The organism is Collinsella vaginalis, from assembly GCF_900176655.1.
Lineage (GTDB): Bacteria > Actinomycetota > Coriobacteriia > Coriobacteriales > Coriobacteriaceae > Collinsella > Collinsella vaginalis.
In genome coordinates, this window is the sequence record NZ_LT838842.1 from 383,382 (window position 1) to 403,353 (window position 19,972).

General features: G+C 63.6%; 16 protein-coding genes. 6 read left to right on the top strand and 10 right to left on the bottom strand.

Annotation, left to right across the window (positions count from 1 at the left end):
• Window positions 1–157 precede the first annotated feature (157 nt).
• The 6 genes from CAP13_RS01610 (at window position 158) to CAP13_RS01635 (ending at window position 6,241) form a co-directional block, all read left to right on the top strand.
• Window positions 158–1,609 carry a PTS transporter subunit EIIC gene (locus tag CAP13_RS01610; protein WP_085829921.1) on the top strand — a complete coding sequence of 484 codons (1,452 nt, stop codon included), beginning with the start codon at window positions 158–160 and terminating at the stop codon, window positions 1,607–1,609.
• A 48-nt stretch (window positions 1,610–1,657) separates the two neighbouring features.
• On the top strand, window positions 1,658–2,422 hold the full coding sequence (locus CAP13_RS01615) for a ChbG/HpnK family deacetylase (RefSeq protein ID WP_085829922.1): 765 nt from the start codon (window positions 1,658–1,660) through the stop codon (window positions 2,420–2,422).
• Window positions 2,423–2,644: 222 nt separating this feature from the next.
• On the top strand, window positions 2,645–2,908 hold the full coding sequence (locus tag CAP13_RS01620) for a HypC/HybG/HupF family hydrogenase formation chaperone (protein ID WP_085829923.1): 264 nt from the start codon (window positions 2,645–2,647) through the stop codon (window positions 2,906–2,908).
• Window positions 2,905–4,029 carry a hydrogenase formation protein HypD gene (gene hypD, locus CAP13_RS01625; protein ID WP_085829924.1) on the top strand — a complete coding sequence of 375 codons (1,125 nt, stop codon included), beginning with the start codon at window positions 2,905–2,907 and terminating at the stop codon, window positions 4,027–4,029. The genes CAP13_RS01620 and hypD overlap by 4 nt, the downstream gene beginning before the upstream one ends.
• Window positions 4,030–4,075: 46 nt before the next feature.
• A complete protein-coding gene (gene hypE / locus CAP13_RS01630; protein ID WP_085829925.1) occupies window positions 4,076–5,101 on the top strand; it encodes a hydrogenase expression/formation protein HypE in 1,026 nt (341 codons plus the stop codon).
• 444 nt (window positions 5,102–5,545) lie between these two features.
• Window positions 5,546–6,241, top strand: a complete 696-nt coding sequence (locus CAP13_RS01635; RefSeq protein ID WP_085829926.1) for an HAD family hydrolase — start codon at window positions 5,546–5,548, stop codon at window positions 6,239–6,241.
• Between the two features lie 265 nt (window positions 6,242–6,506).
• Here the strand turns inward: CAP13_RS01635 and CAP13_RS01640 are convergent, their stop codons facing one another.
• The 10 genes from CAP13_RS01640 to gyrA form a co-directional block, all read right to left on the bottom strand.
• Window positions 6,507–7,109 carry a hypothetical protein gene (locus tag CAP13_RS01640; RefSeq protein ID WP_085829927.1) on the bottom strand — a complete coding sequence of 201 codons (603 nt, stop codon included), beginning with the start codon at window positions 7,107–7,109 and terminating at the stop codon, window positions 6,507–6,509.
• A gap of 402 nt (window positions 7,110–7,511) precedes the next feature.
• Window positions 7,512–8,084, bottom strand: coding sequence for a hypothetical protein (locus CAP13_RS01645; protein WP_085829928.1), 573 nt, complete (start codon window positions 8,082–8,084; stop codon window positions 7,512–7,514).
• A 167-nt stretch (window positions 8,085–8,251) separates the two neighbouring features.
• Window positions 8,252–8,935 carry an orotate phosphoribosyltransferase gene (pyrE, locus tag CAP13_RS01650; RefSeq protein ID WP_085829929.1) on the bottom strand — a complete coding sequence of 228 codons (684 nt, stop codon included), beginning with the start codon at window positions 8,933–8,935 and terminating at the stop codon, window positions 8,252–8,254.
• An 85-nt stretch (window positions 8,936–9,020) separates the two neighbouring features.
• On the bottom strand, window positions 9,021–9,833 hold the full coding sequence (locus CAP13_RS01655; protein ID WP_281248972.1) for an amino acid ABC transporter ATP-binding protein: 813 nt from the start codon (window positions 9,831–9,833) through the stop codon (window positions 9,021–9,023).
• A 54-nt stretch (window positions 9,834–9,887) separates the two neighbouring features.
• Window positions 9,888–10,541 (bottom strand): amino acid ABC transporter permease, encoded by a 654-nt coding sequence (locus tag CAP13_RS01660; RefSeq protein WP_085829930.1) that lies wholly within the window; start codon window positions 10,539–10,541, stop codon window positions 9,888–9,890.
• 97 nt (window positions 10,542–10,638) lie between these two features.
• Entirely contained in the window at window positions 10,639–11,496 is an 858-nt protein-coding gene (locus CAP13_RS01665) for an amino acid ABC transporter substrate-binding protein (RefSeq protein WP_085829931.1), read from the bottom strand.
• A gap of 220 nt (window positions 11,497–11,716) precedes the next feature.
• Entirely contained in the window at window positions 11,717–13,444 is a 1,728-nt protein-coding gene (locus CAP13_RS01670) for an InlB B-repeat-containing protein (RefSeq protein ID WP_085829932.1), read from the bottom strand.
• Between the two features lie 515 nt (window positions 13,445–13,959).
• The gene (locus CAP13_RS01675) at window positions 13,960–15,042 is read right to left on the bottom strand and encodes a branched-chain amino acid aminotransferase (RefSeq protein ID WP_425429817.1); all 1,083 of its coding nucleotides are present in this window, start codon (window positions 15,040–15,042) and stop codon (window positions 13,960–13,962) included.
• Between the two features lie 158 nt (window positions 15,043–15,200).
• Complete coding sequence (locus CAP13_RS01680) at window positions 15,201–15,872, bottom strand: DedA family protein (protein WP_085829934.1); 672 nt, start codon at window positions 15,870–15,872, stop codon at window positions 15,201–15,203.
• 1,279 nt (window positions 15,873–17,151) lie between these two features.
• Window positions 17,152–19,911: a DNA gyrase subunit A gene (gene gyrA, locus CAP13_RS01685; RefSeq protein ID WP_085829952.1), complete on the bottom strand. Its 2,760-nt coding sequence runs from the start codon at window positions 19,909–19,911 to the stop codon at window positions 17,152–17,154.
• Window positions 19,912–19,972 lie beyond the last annotated feature (61 nt).

The window sequence follows — 19,972 nt, forward strand, 5'->3', positions numbered from 1 at the left end:
CTCAGCCCGTAGTGCGTCTGGAGCTTTTTTCTTGCCGCGAGCAGGCTACCCGCCTCCCTCAAACCAAGAAGCCCAAACCGATCGGACCGCGCGATGCGCGCGCCGGCCCCTCGCGCTGCGAAATCCAACGTCCGGAATCCATGCAGAAGGAGGAGTCATGGCAGACAACCAGAAAATCGCCGAGGAGGTCCTCGCGGCCGTGGGCGGCGCGGACAACATCGCGAGCGCGACGCATTGCATGACGCGCCTGCGCCTGAACCTCAAAGACCAGTCAATCCCGCAGGACGACCAGGTGAAAGCCATCAAGGGCGTACTCGGCGCCCAGTGGTCGGGCGGCCAGTACCAGGTCATCATCGGCCAGAACGTCCCGAAGGTCTACGAGGCGGCGCTCAAGCTCGGCGTCTCAGGCGAGGGGGTCATCGACGAGGACCTGGGTGACGGACCGCGCGAGCCCCTCACGCCGCAGGTCATCGGCCGCAACATCCTGAATTACCTTTCGAAGTCGATGGTCGCGCTGATCCCCATCATGCTCAGCGCCGCGATGTTCCGCACGGTCGCGGTCATCGCCGGGCCGGACATGCTGAACATCTGGGCCACCGACAGCGAGGTCTACAACCTGTTCTACAACTGGCTCTATAACGCCGGTTTCTACTTCATCCCCATCACCCTCGGATGGTCGGCCGCTCGTCAGCTGGGCGCGTCCCCGCAGCTCGGCATGATGCTCGGCGGCGTCCTTCTCGCGCCCGAGCTCGTCTCGCTCGTGAGCGCCGCCGCTGAGACCGGTGCGGCCACGACCTCGGTCTTCGGCATGCCCGCCCTGCTCAACAACTACGCGAACAGCGTGCTCCCGATCCTACTGTGCATGCCCGTCCTCTGGCAGCTCGAGCGCCTCTTCAAGCGTATCGTCCCCGACGTGCTCTCCACGGTGTTCGTGCCCTTCCTCACGATGCTCATCATGGTGCCCGTCGCGCTTGTGGCGCTGGCGCCGCTCGGCTCCGTGCTGGGTAATGCGCTGGGCGCTTTCATGTTCGGCCTCGGCAACACAGGCGGCATCGTCACTATCCTTGCCATCGTCATCATCGCGGGTCTCTGGGAGTTCCTGGTCATGACCGGCATGCATCAGGTGCTGCTGACCCTTGGCATCACTCAGCTCCTCACCGTCGGATCGGACTCCGCCGTCATGGTGGCCGGTGGCATCGCCCAGTTCGCAACCTGGGGCATGGCTTTCGGCGCCTTCCTGCGCATCCGCGAGCGCGATGAGAAGGGTGCCCTCCTCGGATATTCCCTCTCCGGCATCGTGGGTGGCGTGACCGAGCCCGCGCTCTACGGCTGCGGCTTCAAATACCCGCGCACCATGGCCGGCATGGTGATCGGCGGCGCGCTGGGTGGGCTCATCGCCGGCATCTTCCATGTCACGGTATACGTCCTCGGGGCAACCAACATTCTCGGCCTGATCGGCTACTTCGCCGGTGGCTCCACAAACATCATGTGGGCGATCATCGCCAACGCCGTCGCCTTCGTCTCGGCCGCCGTCATCACATACTTCTTCGGTTTCACCGACGAGGAGCTCGAGGCTGACGCTCAGGCGGCTGCAAAGGCTCGGGCCTAAGATGGTCAAGGCACTCGATAACGCACCCAACCGTCTGGAGGACGCACTATGAAACGTTTGCTGATCAGGGCCGATGATGTGGGGTACTCCTATGCGGTCGACCTCGGCATCGCCCGCACCGTGCACGAGGGGCTCATTCGCTCCGTGGGTGTGATGCCCAATATGCCCGAGGCCGAGCACGGCGCCAGCCTGCTTGCCGGCGCCGATATCGCAATCGGCCAGCACACCAACGTCTGCCTGGGCGAGCCCTGCGCCGACCCCAAGCGCGTGGGAAGCCTGCTCGACGAGCGGGGCCGCTTCAAGAGCAGCCGCACCTTCCGCGCGGCGTATAAGGAGGGCCTCGACTTCGTAGACTACGATGAGGCCGTGATCGAGGCGGAAGCGCAGCTCGAGCGCTTCCTCCAGATCGTCGGTCGCGAACCCGATTACTTCGAGGCCCACGCCGTGATGTCCGAGAGCCTGAACCGGGCCATTGAGGACGTCGCCCTGAGCCATGGGTTCCGGTTCCACGAGCCCTCGTTCGACCCCACGGCAACCATAGCCTGCGGTGAGGGTTCGGTCCGCATGGTCATGCACTCCATGCAGCCCGGCTACGAGCCCGCCGAGGCCATCCGGCAAACGGTGGGGGATATGGCGGATGGTGAGACGGTCATCTTCGTCTGCCACCCCGGCTACCTCGACCGGTTCATCCTTGAGCACTCATCGCTCACCACCGATCGCACCAAGGAGGTCGACGCGCTCATCGACCCCGGCCTGCGCACCTGGTTGGATGAGCGCACGAACCTCGAGCTCATCGATTACCGGGATCTCTAAACGACCCCCGCATGCTGCCAGCGCGCCGGCCCGATGACGCTCCTTCTGCGAGCCGCCATCGGGTCGGTGCGATCCGCGCTCAGGACACTGCCTGCGGACGCCAGCGCCATAACACCCCTCGGGCACCGCGCCATGACACCCGTATCACGGCCCCATCCGTCCTTGGCGTAATTGCACCGGAGCGGTACCATCTTTCCGGTCAAGCCATGAAGAGGGGTATCCATGTGTCTCGCAGTTCCCGGTAAGATCCAGAGCATCGACGCATCCCGCCGTGCCACCGTCGACATGCTCGGCGTCACCCGCGAGGCGTCGCTTCGTCTCGTGCCCGAGGCCCAGGTGGGCGACTACGTGCTCGTCCATGCCGGTTTCGGTATCCAGGTCATCGACCCCGAGGAAGCGCACGAGACGCTCGAGCTCCTTCGCGAGATGCCCGATGTCCTCGTGTACGAGCTCCCCAGCAAGGACGATGCGGCGGCCCTGGCATGAGCGCGGCTGCCGTGCCTGGGGCGTCCACCCGCTCCATCGATTTCTCCGCGTTTCGCGGCCCTACGCTCGCCCGCGAGCTCATCGAGCGCATTCACACCCTGGCGGGCGACCGCCGGATCAACCTCATGGAGGTCTGCGGTACCCATACAGTGAGCATTGGACGCTACGGCTTCCGATCGATCATGCCTGCGGGTCTGCGCCTACTCTCCGGCCCCGGGTGCCCGGTCTGCGTGACCGCTAACAGCGACATCGACCATGCCATCGCCCTCGCTCGACTTGAGAACGCCACGATCACCACGTTCGGCGACATGATGCGTGTTCCCGGCTCGAGCACCACGCTCGCGCGGATGAAGGCTGAGGGCCGGGATATCCGCATCGTCTACTCGCCGCTCGATGCGCTCGACATCGCCGAGGGCCTCCCCGACCGCGAGGTCATTTTCATGGGCGTCGGGTTCGAGACCACCACGCCGGCCATCGCCGCCTGCATCCTCGAAGCGGCCGAGCGCGATCTGAAGAACTTCTCCGTGTACTGCGCGCACAAGACTACTGGGCCCGCGCTGCGCGCCATCGCCAACGACCCCGAGACGGCCATCGACGGTTTCATCCTCCCCGGGCACGTATCCACGATCACGGGCGTGCCGCCCTATCGGTTCCTGGTGGACGAGTTCCACACCCCGGGCGTCGTCACCGGCTTCGAACCCGTGGACATTCTCGAGGGCGTCGCCGAGCTTGTGCGCATGATCGTGACGGACGAGCCCGGCATCGAGAACGCGTACCGCCGCGGCGTGTCGCGCGATGGCAACGCCGTGGCTCGCGCCCTGGTTGACCAGGTCTTCGAGCCCTGTGACACCACCTGGCGCGGCCTCGGGGAGATTCCGGGCTCCGGGCTTCGCGTGCGCGATGAGTTCGCGCACTTCAATGCGGTTCGCCGGTTCGACGTCGAGGTCGAGCCCACGGTCGAGCCGCGCGGCTGCCGCTGCGGCGACGTCCTGCGCGGGCGCATCACCCCGAACGACTGCCCGTTGTTCGGCAAGACCTGCACGCCTGAGCACGCCGTCGGGCCCTGCATGGTGTCGAGCGAGGGCAGTTGCGCCGCCTACCACCGGTTCCACGAGCGCTGATATCGACCCGCGCGGCCCCTGCGCCGACGGGTTCGGAAGGAGAGACATGAGCGACAGCACGGTCCTGCTGGGGCACGGCTCCGGCGGCCAGATGATGAAGCGCATCATCGATGAGGTGTTCCTGGACGCGTTCGGCTCACCTGAGCTGCTCGCCGGCAACGACGCCGGCGTCGCCGCACTTGAGCCGACCGGCCGCATCGCGATGTCCACCGACAGCTTCGTGGTGTCGCCGCCGTTCTTCCCCGGCGGGAACATCGGGCGGCTCGCCGTCTGCGGCACCGTGAACGACGTGGCCACCTCGGGGGCGCGTGTGCTCTACCTCTCCTGCGGGTTCATCCTGGAAGAGGGGTATCCGATGGATGACCTGCGGCGCATCGTCATGACCATGGCCGAGACCGCACGCGAAGCCGGGGTCTCGATCATCACCGGCGACACCAAGGTGGTCGAGCGCGGCGGGGCGGACGGCGTGTACATCAACACCGCCGGTGTGGGGGCGGTGCCCGCGGGCGTGAACCTGTCGGGGGCCAACTGCCAGCCGGGGGATGTCGTGCTCGTCTCGGGCACCCTCGGCGACCATGGCATCGCGGTTGTGAGCCAGCGTGAGGGCCTGGCGTTCTCCACTGATATCGTGAGCGACGCGGCGCCGTTGAACCATTTGATCGCGGCCGTCATGCAGGCTGCTCCCGGTGTGCGATGCTTCCGCGACCCCACGCGCGGCGGCCTGGCGAGCACGCTGAATGAGTTCGCCGAGGCGAGCGGCGTGTGCATCGAGATTGATGAGGATGCCGTTCCGGTGCGCGATGAGGTGCGCGGGGCCTGCGAGATGCTCGGATACGACGTGCTGCAGGTGGCGAACGAGGGCAAGATGGTCGCCGTGGTGCCTGCCGACGAGGCCGAGGCAGCGCTCGCCGCCATGCGCGGGGCGCGGTACGGGGAGGATGCCGCTGTGATCGGGCGCGTGATCGGGCGCGGGGACGCCACCGTCGGGGCTGCGGTGCGCGTGCGCACTGGCTGGGGCTCCACGCGTGTGCTCGACATGCTCGTCGGCGAGCAGCTGCCGCGTATCTGCTAGGAGGGCTTGGGCTAGGCGCGCTTTTCCGTCCGTACGTGAACTGCCTTTGTGTTTATGTCCACTGAGTTCGACCGTCGTCGAGCGTGAGATGCCCAGCGCTGCGTTCAAGCCCGCTCACCGCGCATCCAAAATATGCTGTCAATTGAGGACGCCCCGATGCTCCCGCCACCATCGATCGAGCGATGCAGGGCGTGTCATACCCTGCATAGACGCAGATCTGACATTTCTACTACAGAGACCCGCTCTTAGTGAAACGAACGGGGATGCGACTGAAGCTAGCGGCGTAATCCATGCATGAATGCTGCCCGCGCACCCAGCAGAGTCCGTACCCGGTAGAGTCCGCACCCGGTAAAATCAACGGTTTTGCGCAGTTCGCCATGGCGCCACCTGCATAGCCTATAGTTCAGGCTGCACGCAACCGCACACCCCTACCTGGGAGGGCACATGCCAGCTGAACCCACCTCATTCACCCATGTGATCTTTGACCTTGATGGAACCATCTTGAATACCCTGGAGGACCTCGCCAACGCCGGCAATCACACCTGCGAGCTGCACGGGTGGCCCACCTTCTCCGTCGACGACTACCGCTATAAGGTGGGCAACGGCATGCTCAAGCTCGTCGAGCGCTTCATGCCCGCTGAGTACGCCGGCGATCAGGCCATTTTCGAGCAGACACTCGCTGAGTTCCGTGCATACTACGGCGAGCACAAAGAGGACCACACAGCCCCTTATCCTGGCATTCCCGAGATGCTCGACGCCTTGCGCGCGGCCGGACTCACCCTTGCCGTCCTCACCAACAAGGACCATTTCTCCGCCGCCCCGCTCATCGAGCGCTATTTCGGGTCCGAACGCTTCGCCTACGTGCAGGGCCGCGTTCCCGAGTTCCCGCCCAAGCCGGCTGCCCCGGTCACGCTGCATGTGCTTGAGCAGCTCGGTGCCGATCCCGCGCACACACTCTACGTGGGCGATAGCGACGTCGACGTCCTGTGCGGCCACAACGCGGGCCTCAAGGCGGCGGGCGTGTCCTGGGGCTTCCGCGGCCGCAGCGAGCTCGAGTCAGCAGGTGCCGGCTTCATCGCCGACACGCCCGAGGAGCTCGTGGCGATCGCAACCGGAAAACACGCCGGGAACGAGGCCTAGGGGCTTTTCCCCGCGGCCGAGCCCCCGTTGATCTGATTAGCTCAGACTGCAGCCGTCGAACCGCACCACGAACCTTGTTCGATGGCGCACGCGCGGCGCTCAAGTGCGGAACCCCCTACCCTGCCTCTTTTCGCTCACAGACCATGCCGAGCACATGAGCCCCCATCCGCAATCGCGCAGATGGGGCTCGCTGAGTCGCATATGCGGTCGAGCGCCGCGCGGGCTACGCCAAGCGGAGACCGGGGTCGCGCTGCCACCGCGCCAATTAGCTGTCCTGCGAGTCGCTCGCGCCCACCTCGCCGAGGGCCTTGATCACGCTCGCCTGATCGGCCTGCCACTCGCCATCGTCGTTCTTCTTGTATGCGATCGAGACCTCGCCGGTGCTGGTCTCAGTCTCCTTGACGCTCTGGAGCAGCACCTCCCCGGCCCGCTTGTACAGGTCTCCCTGCGTTGCGACCTCATCGGGATTCTGCTGGAGCCGCTGAATCTCCGCCGCCCACTTCGTCTGAAAATTCGCATTGACGGCAGCAGCGGATTTGACCGTGAGGGTCATCTTGACCTCGGCCGTACCCTCCTTGTCATCAACGGTGATGTCCCCGACCTTGTAATCGAACCCGTCGAGGTACGCCTTGAGGTACTCGTCGGCGTCGATGTTGAATTCCTTCAACTGCCCACTGTTCATCACGCCTTCGACGGCCTTGACCATCTCGCTCTGGGCGTCGCCGGTCTTGATCTGCTCAAACGCCTCAGAGACGCTCTGACGGATGATGTCCTCGCTCGATCGGCCGCCGCAGGCGGTGAGGCCCAATCCGAACACGGCAAGAAAGGCCGTCAGTGCCAGCGTGAGTAGCGTCCTCTGCTTCATCATGATCCCCCTTGTAGAAAAATGCGCAGATGCAAGCAAAATCAGTATACCGACGAGGAAGCTTCGCTGTCCAACCTATGCATAACAATGGTTATACGTCTGGAAGGCCATCTAGGGCCGATGACCTGTGCTTTTCAACGACGTATGAAGCTGCGGCACAAAATGACAGAACTGCAAGCAAACCGCGATGCGAGCGCAAGCTTTCACGCCACATAAAGATGACGTTGCGTTGGTCCCAGCCCAAGTGCAGGTGTTTCCAAGGGCGCTGCAGCAGTCCAAGCTCCGGACTCCCTGTCTCGCATCAGCAAGAACGTCACAGACTGAATAAAAACAACGCGGGCCGGGGACCGAACGGCACCCCGGCCCGCGCTCTTCAAGCACGAACTGCGCTCTTAGTGCGCGCCCCTACTCAGACAGGCTCTGAGCAAGCTCCGTGTACTTGGATATATCGCCCGTGGTGGCTTCCTCCATCGACTTCGCGAGGGCGTCCTCGTCAACCGACCAGGTCCCGTCTGAATCGCGGGTGTAGGTGATCGTGATGTCCGTCGTGGCAGGCTCGATATTCTTGGTCTCCTCGACCATGATGGCCGCGAGCTCCGCGTTGAACTCGTCCTCCGTGGTGGCACTCGTCGTGAGGCTCGCCTGCATCGCCCGCGGGAGGAAGGCGGCCAGGAGGTCCGACATCTGCTTGATCGTAACGGAAACGTCGGCGGTGGCGGTGCCGGCGTTCTCGTCAACCGTGATGTCGCCGATCTTGTAGTCGGAACCATCGAGATAGGCCGCGGTGAACTCGGAAGAGTCGACACCGTACTCGCCGAGCTCCCCCTGGATGCTCTCCTCGAACCCCTTGGCGAAGTCGCCGTCGCCGGACTTCATCTGCGAGAAGCCCTCTTCGAGGTCCTGGCGGATGAGCTGCTCAACCGAAGGGCCCCCGCAAGCTGCGAGACCGAGGCCGCAGACGACGAGCAAGACCGCCATCAAAGCAGTAACCAGTGTTTTCCGTTTCATGTTGTTCCTTCCCCAGTACCATGATGCAGCATGCGGATACCTCCGCTGGTGATCATTCTACTGGAGAATATTCACAAACCATTCATGAACAGATGTCTGGCCTGTAAAGGTTTCACAACCCCTCTGGATATGGGAGGTTATTCTTTTGCACCGTACCGCTCATAGTAAGCATCTAGGCGGCCCTTCACCCCGTCGTCGATGACCACGCGGCCGCTGAGCTCACGATTGAGCAGGTGCTCGGCGACCTCGGCCATCGAGACGATCGATGCCACAGGGAATCCGTAGCGCTCCTGGATCTCACGCTGAGCGGTGACGGTGCCCCCGCGGCCGACCTCCATGCGGTTCAAGGAGACGATGAGTCCCTTGACCTCGACATCTGCTGCGGCTTTCAGGATGGGGTAGGTCTCATCGATGGACTTGCCCGATGTGGTGACGTCCTCGACCATGATCACGCGGTCGCCGTCGGAGAGCTCGGCGCCGAGCAGGTTACCCGCATCGGCACCGTGGTCCTTGACCTCCTTGCGGTTGCAGCAGTACCGCACCTCCTTGCCGTAGAGCTCGGAGAGGGCGATCGCCGTGACGACGGCGAGCGGAATGCCCTTGTACGCAGGTCCGAAGACCACGTCGAAGTCGAGTTCGAAGTTGTCGTGGATGGCACGGGCGTAGTACTCGCCCAGGCGCTTGAGCTGATCGCCCGTCACGTAGGCGCCGGCGTTCATGAAGAACGGCGAGGTGCGCCCGCTCTTGAGGGTGAACTCACCGAACTTCAGCACATCGGACGCGACCATGAACTCGATGAACTCCTGCTTGTAGGCCTCCACGGGACTCCCTTCGCACGGACGGTGAACCTTTTGGGAGGATACCACGCCCGGCATCAACCGCATGCTTCGAGCACGAGGGCGCGTTTTATCCCGCGTAACTCGCCAGGAACTCGCGGGTGCGGGGGTTCTGCGGGTGATCGATGACCTGGTCCGCCGGGCCTTCCTCGACGATTCTGCCGCCGTCCATGAAGATGGCGCGGTCGGCCACCTCGCGGGCGAAGGCCATCTCGTGCGTCACCACGAGCATCGTGATGTCCTCGGCCGCGAGCTGCTTCATCACCTTGAGCACCTCGCCGGTGAGCTCGGGGTCAAGCGCGCTCGTGGGCTCGTCGAAGAACAGCGCATCGGGGTTCAGGCAGAGGGCCCGCGCGATGCTCGCCCGCTGCTGCTGGCCGCCAGAGAGCTGGTAGGGGACCTTCTCCTCGCAACCCGTGAGGCCCATCTTCGCGATGAGGGCACGCGCCTGCTCCTCAACCTCGGCCCGCGGGCGTCTCTGCACCACCAGGGGGGCGTCCATGATGTTCCGGAGCACCGTCATGTGCGGGAACAGGTTGAACTGCTGAAACACGAGGCCAAACCGCTGCCTGGCCTGCGCGATCACGTCCTTACCGCCGTAGACCGCCCTGCCGCCGGCATCCGGCTCGGCAACGGAGAGCTCCCCATAGGAGAGAGATCCGCCGTCCAGGGTCTCGAGCAGGGCGAGGCAGCGCAGCAGCGTGGACTTGCCACCGCCCGAGGGCCCGATCACCGAGACCACCTCGCCGGGACGCACCTCGAGCGAGATATCCTTCAGGACCGCGTTCTCGGCGAAGGACTTGCTACCATGCGCAAGCCGCACGACGGGCTCCATGCCGCCGCGGCCTTCGGATCCGGCCTTCCCGATCGTCCTCTTCTCCATCTTGACCTCCTCAATCGCACGGCCGCGCCCACAGCGGGACGCCAGCGCCGGCGCTTAGTCGCGGTAGTAGTCCATCTTTTTCTCGATGCGGCCCATCGCGACCTCCACCAGGAAGTTAAACACCCAGTAGATCGCCGCGGCGATGGCGAAGGGCACCATCGTGCGCTGCGAGGCCACGAGCGCCTTGGCGGTGGAGAACATCTCCGCCACGCCGATGGAGAACGCCAGCGAGGTGTCCTTGACCAGCGTGATGACCTCGTTGCCGAGGGCCGGCATGATGCGTTTCACCACCTGGGGCGCCACGATCCGCCAGAAGGTCTGCGTCCGCGAGTAGCCGAGCACCTGGGCGGCCTCGTACTGACCCCGCGGGATGGACTGGATGCCGGCGCGGTAGATCTCCGCGAAATAGCCCGCGTAGTTCAGGATGAAGGCCGCCACGCAGGCCTGCCATTTGGAATCCGGGGTGAGCTGGATCCCGAACACGTAGAACGGCGCGAAATAGATGGCGAACATCTGCAGCATGAGCGGGGTGCCGCGCATGATCGAGATGTAGATGCGCGCGAGCCATCTGACCGGCGCGATGCGGCTCATGCGCATGAGGGCGATCGGCACGCCGAGCGGCAGGGCACCGGCAAGCGTGATGAAGAAGAGCGCTAGGCTCGTGAGGAACCCCTGGCCCAGCATTCCCATCATGGTCTCGAGTGTCATGAAGCCTCCTATTCGCGCTCAAGAGCCCGGATGCCGCAGCAACCGGGCTCTTGCTCGTATACCCGCGCCGATCAGGGCACGGACCGTGTGTTCTTGCTTACTTCAGGATCCAGTTGTCGTAGGACAGGCCGTAGCTCGCGTAGGACTCGGCGATCTTCTTGACAGTGCCGTCCTCGTTGAGCTCCTTCAGGGCCGCAGTCACCTTGTCGGCGGTCTCGGTGTCACCCTTCTTGAAGCCGACGGCGTAGTTCTCAGAGGAGAGCGGCTCGGTGAGCTGCACGTAGGCGTCGGGGTTCGCGGAGATCTGATACTGGGCGATCGAGAGGTCGCAAGCCACGGCGTCGGTGGCGCCGCTCTCGAGCTCGGCGAAGGCGGTGTTGTAATCGGGACGCGTCTCGAGGGAGGCGAAGGTGGCGGCGAGATCGGCCTTGTCACCCTGCAGGACCTCCTCGGCGGCGGAGTCGGCCTGGGTGATCACGTTCTTGCCGGCGAGGTCCTCGAGCGAGCTGATCCCGCTGTCCTTCCGCACGACGACCACCTGCTGGTTCAACATGTAGGGCTCAGAGAACGTGTAGCCGTCCTCGCGACCCTCCATCGTGAAGCCGTTCCAGATGCAGTTGATGGCCCCGGAGTTGAGGAGCGCATCCTTGGCGTCCCAGTCGATGGGCGTGAGCTCAACCTCCCAGCCGAGCTTCTCGGCGACCGCCTTGGCGAGGTCGAGGTCGAAGCCGGTGTACTCGCCATCATCACCCACGAAGCCGTAGGGCGGGTAGGCCTGGTCGAAGCCGACGACAAGCTTGCCCGTGGCGGAGGCCGAGGTGTCGGTGGTTGAGCTGGAGCTGGAGCCGGCATCGGTGGAGGTGGTGGTGCTCGCGGTGCCCCCGCAGGCGGTGAGGCCGAAAGCGATGGCGATCGCCACCACGGCGGTCAATACGGTCAGGATGCGTTTCTTCATGGCATGGGTCCCTTCGGTGCGTGCCGCGCCGTGCGCGCGACAGGTTCTCCCTAAGTGCACGATATACTTTAGTTTGCTAAAGTACTTCTGACAAGAGATCACGTGAAAAAGATCCCAGAATGTGTGCTCCTCATGGAAAGTGCAGATAAAAAGCCCCTCCGATCGCGACGCATTTGTTACAGCGCAACGCGGAGGGGCTTATTTGCGGGGACGTGATGCCCTATGCGCCGTTTTTCTCTCGACGGCGCACGGCGCCCAGTGCGACCGCCGAGGCACCGACCGCCGCCGTGCCGGCGGCAGCGAGCGCGATGAGCGTGCCGTTATCGCCGGTCTGCGGCAGGGCCTTCGGACTTGCGGTGTCCCGTTCGGCTGACGTCTCCTGAACGCCCTTGCGGTAATACGCGACAAGCTCGGTGTCGGCCGTGATCGGGGTGCTGAAGTCGAAGGGGGCACCGTTCAGGTACCAGCCGACGAACGAGTACCCGCTGAACTGCGTTGCAGCGGCCGAGGCGGACACCGTCTGACCGTCGACCACCTTGACGGAGTCAACAACGGCGCCCTTGGAGGTGAAGGTCACCGTATGCGTGGCCGGGGTTTTAGCGCTGTCGTCATCGGAACCGATCGCGGTGTCGCCGCTGCCGCCCATCTGCGCCGCCCCGGTGGTGTCACCCGCCGACTGCCCGTCGTTTTCCTGATTCTCTCCCGTGTCGCCCGTGGTCGAGGTGTCAGCACCGCTGCCCGCGGCATTCTCTCCCGCGCTGTCACCGCTCGAGTCTTCGCCATTGGATTCAGATCCTGCATGCGCATCTGCAGTTGAATCGTTTACCGTTTCATCGCCCGCACCCGCCGCTGCATCGGAAGAACCAGACGCCAAGCCGCTTGCATCGGAGTCCTTGATGACACCCCCTGCAGGGGCGCCCGACGAAGTCGACGCCTCGCCAGCATCAGACCCTGCAGCCGTCGTGGAGTCATCGGCGCCGGACGAGCCCTCGGATGCGGAATTGGCATTCGAGCCCGTATCACCTGAGGGCGTCCCGGAGCCCGCACCGCTCTCCGCTGCAGCCTGTTCGTCCTCGGCGATGTAACCGAGGACGATCTGCTGCTCGCGTTTGTACCGGTTGATCCAGCCCTGCCAATACTGCGACTGCTTGGGCGCGTACTCCTTGATGTGGTCGATCACGGCATTGGTAAGCGCGAGGGCGATCTCACGGTCTGACATGTCATTTGAGAGCCCGCTGTCCGCCTTCGCCCAATCGAAGAACGACTGCACGCCGCCCGTACCGAAGAGGTTGCCCATCCCCCAGGCGAGGCCCTTGAGCGCGTCGGCACGGCCGCTGAGGTCAACGCCGTATCGGCTGAGGAGTATGGACTCGACCGGCTTGTAGTAGGTGTTGTAGGCGTAGGAATCCTGCAGGGCGGAGAACTCGGCGGCATCCGCGCGGTACGCGGCGTGCCAGGCGTCGTTCAGGAGCGTGCCCGTTGCCGTGAGGGACTTCGCAGAGCTGTCATACAGCGAGGTTCCCGCGTTTTTGATCTCGCTCGCGCGGTTCAACACGCCTGCGAACATGGCGTATTTCGTGGGGTTGTACGCGTAGACCTCCTCGATGGAGGGGATCAGCGAGTACCGGCGGTCGAACTGGTAGTAGCCCAGGGCGTTGTAGCCGTCGCCCGCGCTCAAGCCCTGGTCGTAGTTCTTGCCGCTCTCGAAGGCGGTGAAGTACTTCATCTCATCGGAGAGCGACACAGCGGTCAGGCTCGAGGTCCTCGCGGAGAACAGGGACGCGACGGACTCGACTAGCCCCTGGCTCCCCTCCTCGAACAGCGTGCCATCGGCCTCGGTGACAGCGCGGGTGTCGGCTGCGGCGGCAACCTGCGGGACCGCAGCAGCGGCGAAGGTGAGCGACAGGGCCAAACCGGCCGCTACCGCTTGGTGACGGGGTGAAAGCATGGTGCCTCCTCGTTCTTGGTCTGACTCGGCGCGCGGCCGAATCTACTGCGTTTATGGTTCGTTTGCGTCAGATCGCAAGGATGCGCCTTCAGTATGACGGCACCGGGCCGAAAGGGCAACACACCGGCCATCATGGGCTCACGCCTTCACTGTAGGGGTTCGGGGCCGTGAAAAGCGAGCTTGCAGCCTCCTGGACCCGTGCCGCATGTTTGGATCCGCACCGCATGTTGAAAACTTCCAGAAGTGCGGCGGTAAATTGAGATTTGGCCGATAGCCCGCCTTTCCGGGATCACCGTTCCTGAGGTTTCTTCGTCCGGTTTAGCGATCTACTCGAGCTTCCCGAATTCACTACCGCACTTCTGGAAGTTTTGATTTTGGAGTTCGAGGCTATGGATCAATATCCTGCATTTTCACAGGAAATAATTCTCAAATATGAAAACGGATCCGGTTGCAGCGAGATCATTGCAACCGGGTCCGTGCAAACACACGTATTTAACCGCGAAACGCAACCGAATCTAGGCGATCTTGAACACCCAGCCGTGCTTGTCCTCGAGGGCGCCGTCCTGAATGCCGGTCAGCGTCTCGCGCAGACGGGTCATGACCGGGCCCATCTCATCGTGCCCGCCCGGGAAGCTCACAACCGCATCCCCCTCGTGGATCTCTCCCACCGGCGAGATGACGGCCGCGGTCCCGCACAGGCCGCACTCCACGAACGCCCCGCTCTTGACCTCGGCCCACTCGACCGGGCGCTCATCTACGGTGATACCGAGGTCGCGCGCCACCTGCACAAGCGAGCGGCGGGTGATCGAGGGCAGGATCGAATCCGTATGGCTCTGGGGCACGACGAGGGTCCCGTCAGCGGTCACGAAGAGCACGTTGGCGCCGCCTGTCTCCTCAACGAAGGTGCGGCTCTCGGAGTCGAGGTAGAGGTTCTCAGCGAACCCGGTGCGATGCGCGTCCATCGTGGGCTTGAGGCTCATCGCGTAGTTGAGGCCGGCCTTGATGTTGCCCGTGCCGTGCGGTGCCGCGCGGTCGTAGGACGCGATCTTCAGCTTGATGGGCTTGAGGCCGCCCTTGAAGTACGGCCCGACCGGGGTCACGAGGATGTGGAAATGGTAGCTCGGAGCGGGGGCCACACCGATGACCTCGCCGGATCCGATCATGAAGGGGCGCACGTAGAGCGAGGCGCCCGACCCGTACGGCGGTACCCACGCGGCGTTCGCGGCCACGACCTCGCGCACGGCCTCGATGAAGCGCTCCTTCGGAAACGGCGGCATCTCCAGGCGGGCGGCGGAATCGTGCATGCGCTCGGCGTTGAGATCGGGGCGGAAGGCGACGATGCTGCCGTCCTCGGTGGTGTACGCCTTGAGGCCCTCGAAAACCTCCTGGCAGTAATGGAAGATGCCCGCGCACTCCGAGAGCGTGATGCTGTGATCGGTGGTGAGACCGCCCTCATCCCAAGCGCCGTCGCGCCATTCGGAGACGTAGCTGTAGTCCGTGGGCTGATAGGAGAAGCTCAGGTTCCCCCAGTCCAGATCCTTCTTCTCGACGCTCATCTGCTCTTCCTTCCACGTGAATTCGGTAGGATGAAAGTCGATTCTACTCCCCTTGCTCCACCATACAAAAGCATGACGGATCTTCGCGCAAAGTCGAAACAATCCCATGTGGGCTGTTCGCGCGCCTATGAGCAGACAAGATGGAGGGCCTCCAGCCGCCGTCACGCCGGTAGCTACAGCGCCATGCGCCAGAACTCTCCTTACACGGTGTGATCGCCTGTGGTCTTCTTCGAGCCGAGCTTCGCCCGTACGAGACCGACGATCGCCGGGATCAGAGACACGGCGATGATACCGAGGACGATGATCTCGAAATGGTCCTGCACGAAGGGAATGCCGCCGAAGAAGTACCCGAGAAGCGTGAAGATGGTCGACCAGGTGATGCCGCCCAGGATGTTGTAAAGCACGAAGGAATGCCACTTCATGCCGCCCACGCCGGCGAGGAAGGGCACGAAGGTGCGAATGAACGGGAAGAAGCGGCCGAGAAAGATCGCAAGGTGACCCCACTTGTCGAGGAAGGCCTCGCTCTTCTCGATGCGCTCCGGGGTCATGGCCTTGATCTTGCCGGACGCGATGATGCGCTTGCCGAAGAAGTGGCCGATGAAGAAGTTCGTCTGATCGCCGATGATCGCGGCGGCCCACACCACGAGCAGGAGGTGGATGATGTCGAGCGGGCCCGAGGCCTCATGGGCGAAGATGCCGGCGGCGAAGAGCAGGGAGTCGCCGGGGAGGAAGGGCATGAAGACCACGCCGGTCTCGATGAAGATGATCAGGAAGATGAAGCCGTAGGCGTAAAGCGGGCCCATGGCGATCCAGCTCGCGATGGCGGCGCGCGGGTCTTTGAGCAGTTCTGAGAGGAAGGTGATGAAACCCATGATGGAGAAGCTCCTTTTTGCAGTGGCACGCGGATGGCGGCCGGAGGACGGTCGTCGTCTGCGGAGACGCTAGCGGCTAGTATATCCGCGCCGCAGCCGCTGAGCTGCGGTGGTGGGTCGGCAGCGGGGAATGCCACGCAATACCCATGCGCTGTGGCGGGCTCGTGATGGCGAGGGCGGAGTTGCTCCGAGGCACGCGGCAGTCGCTCGATGCCCTAGGCGCCGGGCAGGCCAGCGCACCGAAGTACGGGCTTACAGGTGCTCCGGGGTTTGATACGCTTCCCTTTGCTCTGCATGGCACGATTATTAAGATGCCCTTTAAGCCTCTGTTGCCAGGTTCCCCGGTTTGGTGTGGGTTTTGCTTTCAGCACGATAAACTCCGTCGGTTTGGTGTGGGTTTTTGGGCCCCACTGAAGTAGCGTCAAATCGGATACCCCGTGTACCAGGTCTTTTCATGATCGACAAAGCCGGTCTACTTGGCGAGCCCGTGAAAACCCACACCAAACCGAGGAAGCGAGGGCACGAGAAGGCGGCGGCGCCCGCGCACGGCGATGATCAGGCCACCGGACTCGTAGCGATGCCGATGAAGCGAATGCCCCGTGTGTTCACCTGGCAGCCCCGTCCTCCCCCGCGAGCAAACCTCCTCAGTTTGGTACAGGTTTTGAGCGCATCGCCTTGTATCAATGAAACTCATCCCTGTTGTACCTGCGGGTTTATGAATGAGAATAGGCAGTATACTTTTGAGACCGGTAAAAACCTGTACCAAACTGAGGAGGTTTCACAGGCTGATGAGACTCTATATCCGGATGTGACGAAAGTTGCCCCCTCACCGCAAGATGCGAAGTGTGATATCGAACGAAACAGCAGAACTGTCAATCAGGTACCAGTGAGACGGTCGTAGGTGCTGGCCCACCGTGCCGCCATGTTGGAAAACATCAAGACAGATTGCCTGTGTGCATCAAGACAGATCGCCGGTTTGGCATGGGTTTTCGATTTGGTCATCGGATCCCCGTCGGTTCGGTGTGGGTTTCCGATTCGAGCGCCGCGTTCCTTTCGGATCGGTGTGGGTTTTTATCCACCTGTCTCGTAGAAGAGACATATCGCGAACCAAGACCGCAGGTACAGACGTTGCACCTTCGAGATGCTCAGCGGAATGTTCCCAAAACCCACACCGATCCGACGGAAATACCGCAGGCAGACGGCGCGCCTCAGCAGAAAACAGGGGTGGATCCCAGTTGATCCACCCCTGTTCACCAGTTGGCATGTCAGATCTGCAAAACTACTCGTCCATCAGATCCTCGAGTGCCTCATCTCCGCTACCGATATCGACGCGATCATCCTCGGGCGTCCCATCGCCTCCGGCGGCATCGAGATCGAGCGCGCCCTGGCCCTCGGGCACCGCAGGCGTCTTCGCCTTCTTCTTCGCACTCGTCATGCGGGCCACGGCGACCACGCGGTCATCATCGCCCACATTCATCATCTTCACACCCTGCGTGGCACGGCCCGTCTGCGAGATCTCATCGGTCTTCACACGGATGACCGTGGCGCCCTCGGTGATGATGAACAGCTCGTGCTGGGGGCCGACGACCTTCATCGCGGCGAGGTTGCCCTTGCGCGCCGTCATCTGGATCGTGTACACGCCCTGGCCGCCGCGGCCCTGGGTCGGGTAATCCTCAACCGGCGTGCGCTTACCGAAGCCACGCTCGGTCACCACGACGAGATCACCCCGACCGTTGGTGATCTCCATGCCCAGCACCTCGGCATCGCCCTTGAGCGTGATGCCCCTCACACCTGAGGTGTCGCGTCCGGTAGCGCGCACATCGGAGTTCTCGAACATGATGGCCTTGCCCGCGGTCGTCGCGAGGATGACGCGATCGCCCTCGGCCACGCGCCTCACACCGAGCAGGCGGTCGCCGGCACGCAGGCTGATCGCGATGATCCCGTCTCGGCGCACGCGGCCGTACGCGCTCATGACCGTCTTCTTCACCATGCCGCTCGCCGTGGCGAACATCAGGTAATCGGTGTCGGGGAACTCACGGCAGGAGATCACGCTCGCGATCTTCTCACCATCCTCGAAGGGCAGGAGGTTCACGATGGCGGTGCCACGGGCCTGACGCGAGCCAATGGGTAGCTCGTGCACCTTCAAACGATACACCTTGCCGCGGTTCGAGAAGAAGAGGACGAACTCGTGGGTGCTCGCGATGAACATCTCGTCGATGACGTCGTCCTCTTTGAGGGACGCGCCCGAGACGCCCTTGCCACCGCGCTTCTGACTGCGGTAGGTGGCCACGGGGATGCGCTTCACATAGCCGGTGTGCGTGATGGTGACGACCATGTCCTCGTCGGCGATGAGGTCCTCGACGTCCAGATCGCGCTCGGCCTGGGTGATCTCGGTGCGGCGCGGGTTGCCGAACTTCTTCGAGATCTCGCGCATCTCCTCCTTGATCACCGCGAGGATCTTCTCCTCGTGCGCGAGCAGGTCCTCGTAGTAGGCGATGGCCTGGCGCAGGCCGTCGAGCTCACTCTCGATCTTGTCGCGCTCGAGCCCGGTGAGGCGGCGCAGGCGCATCTCGAGGATGGCGGCCGTCTGCTCGGGCGAGAATCCGAAGCGCGCGATCAGGCGCTCGCTCGCCTCGGTGTCCGTCTGCGAGGAGCGGATGATGGAGATGACCTCGTCGATATGGTCGAGGGCCATGAGGTAGCCCTCGAGGATGTGCGCGCGGGCCCGGGCCTTCTTGAGATCGAACTGCGTGCGCCGCGTGACGACATCCACCTGGTGGTCGACGTAGTGGCGGAGTATCTCAGGCAGCGAGAGGCACTTCGGCGCGCCCCCCACGAGCGCCAGGTTGTTCACACCGAAGGTGGTCTGCAGGGAGGTGAACTTGTACAGGTTGTTCAAGACCACCTGCGGGATGATGCCCTTCTTGAGCTCAATCACGAGGCGGATGCCCTTGCTCGTGGACTCGTCGCGCATGTCCGAGATGCCCTCGATGCGCTTCTCGTTCACAAGCTGCGCGATCTTCTCCTGGAGGGTCCCCTTGTTCACCTGATAGGGAATCTCGGTGAAGACCAGGCGGTTCTTGCCCGTCTTGGTGGACTCGACATGGGCCTTCGCGCGGATCGTGATGGAGCCGCGGCCGGTCTCATAGGCCTGTTTGATACCCTCGGTGCCCATGATGAGGGCGCCGGTTGGGAAATCGGGCCCGGGCATGTAGGCCATGAGCTCCTCAACCGAAGCCTCGGGGTTGTCGATGAAGTGGCAGGTCGCCTCCACAGCCTCGTTGAGGTTGTGGGGCGGGATGTTCGTCGCCATGCCGACGGCGATGCCGTTCGACCCGTTGACGAGCAGGTTCGGGAAGCGCGCGGGCAGCACCTGGGGCTCGGAGAGCGACTCGTCGTAGTTGGGCTGCCAGTCCACGGTGTCCTTCTGGAGGTCGCGCAGCAGCTCCATCGCAGGGCGGGCGAGGCGGCTCTCCGTGTAGCGCATGGCGGCCGCGCCGTCGCCGTCGATGTTGCCGAAGTTACCGTGGCCGTCCACGAGCGGGGTGCGCATTGAGAACCACTGAGCCAGGCGGACCATCGTGTCGTACACGGCGCTGTCACCGTGGGGATGGTACTTGCCGATGACCTCACCGACCGTCCACGCGCTCTTCTTGTGCGGGCGGTTGGGGAAGATGCCACTCTCGTTCATCGCATAGAGGATGCGGCGGTGCACCGGCTTCAGGCCGTCGCGGACATCGGGAAGGGCGCGGGCTGTGATGACCGACATCGAGTATTCGATGAAGCTCTGCTTCATCTCGTTGCCGAACTCAGAGACCTGGAGCTGGCCGCCGTTCACATCCTCTCCAGCTGCCTCACCGCGGTCGACCGCGCCGAAGCTCTCCTCGACCTCCTCCTCGTCATCCTCCTCGTCCTCGCCGACGGCGTCGGGGTCGTAGGTGTCCGCGCCCTCGTCCTCATCGGCCCGCGCGAGGAGGCGGCGCAGGTCCTCGGGCAGGGAGGCCTCGTCTCCCGCCGGGGTCTTCTCGTCGTTGTTCATATCGTCTGCCACGTCAAACTCCTAAACGTCGAGGCCACATCAAGCCCATGGAACTCATCGA

Excerpts from the sequence above, each read along its gene's own strand:
- CAP13_RS01610 (WP_085829921.1), top strand. The coding sequence starts at position 158 with ATGGCAGACAACCAGAAAATCGCCGAGGAGGTCCTCGCGGCCGTGGGC.
- CAP13_RS01615 (WP_085829922.1), top strand. The coding sequence starts at position 1,658 with ATGAAACGTTTGCTGATCAGGGCCGATGATGTGGGGTACTCCTATGCG.
- CAP13_RS01620 (WP_085829923.1), top strand. The coding sequence starts at position 2,645 with ATGTGTCTCGCAGTTCCCGGTAAGATCCAGAGCATCGACGCATCCCGC.
- hypD (WP_085829924.1), top strand. The coding sequence starts at position 2,905 with ATGAGCGCGGCTGCCGTGCCTGGGGCGTCCACCCGCTCCATCGATTTC.
- hypE (WP_085829925.1), top strand. The coding sequence starts at position 4,076 with ATGAGCGACAGCACGGTCCTGCTGGGGCACGGCTCCGGCGGCCAGATG.
- CAP13_RS01635 (WP_085829926.1), top strand. The coding sequence starts at position 5,546 with ATGCCAGCTGAACCCACCTCATTCACCCATGTGATCTTTGACCTTGAT.
- CAP13_RS01640 (WP_085829927.1), bottom strand. The coding sequence starts at position 7,109 with ATGATGAAGCAGAGGACGCTACTCACGCTGGCACTGACGGCCTTTCTT.
- CAP13_RS01645 (WP_085829928.1), bottom strand. The coding sequence starts at position 8,084 with ATGGCGGTCTTGCTCGTCGTCTGCGGCCTCGGTCTCGCAGCTTGCGGG.
- CAP13_RS01655 (WP_281248972.1), bottom strand. The coding sequence starts at position 9,833 with ATGGAGAAGAGGACGATCGGGAAGGCCGGATCCGAAGGCCGCGGCGGC.
- CAP13_RS01660 (WP_085829930.1), bottom strand. The coding sequence starts at position 10,541 with ATGACACTCGAGACCATGATGGGAATGCTGGGCCAGGGGTTCCTCACG.
- CAP13_RS01665 (WP_085829931.1), bottom strand. The coding sequence starts at position 11,496 with ATGAAGAAACGCATCCTGACCGTATTGACCGCCGTGGTGGCGATCGCC.
- CAP13_RS01670 (WP_085829932.1), bottom strand. The coding sequence starts at position 13,444 with ATGCTTTCACCCCGTCACCAAGCGGTAGCGGCCGGTTTGGCCCTGTCG.
- CAP13_RS01680 (WP_085829934.1), bottom strand. The coding sequence starts at position 15,872 with ATGGGTTTCATCACCTTCCTCTCAGAACTGCTCAAAGACCCGCGCGCC.
- gyrA (WP_085829952.1), bottom strand. The coding sequence starts at position 19,911 with ATGAACAACGACGAGAAGACCCCGGCGGGAGACGAGGCCTCCCTGCCC.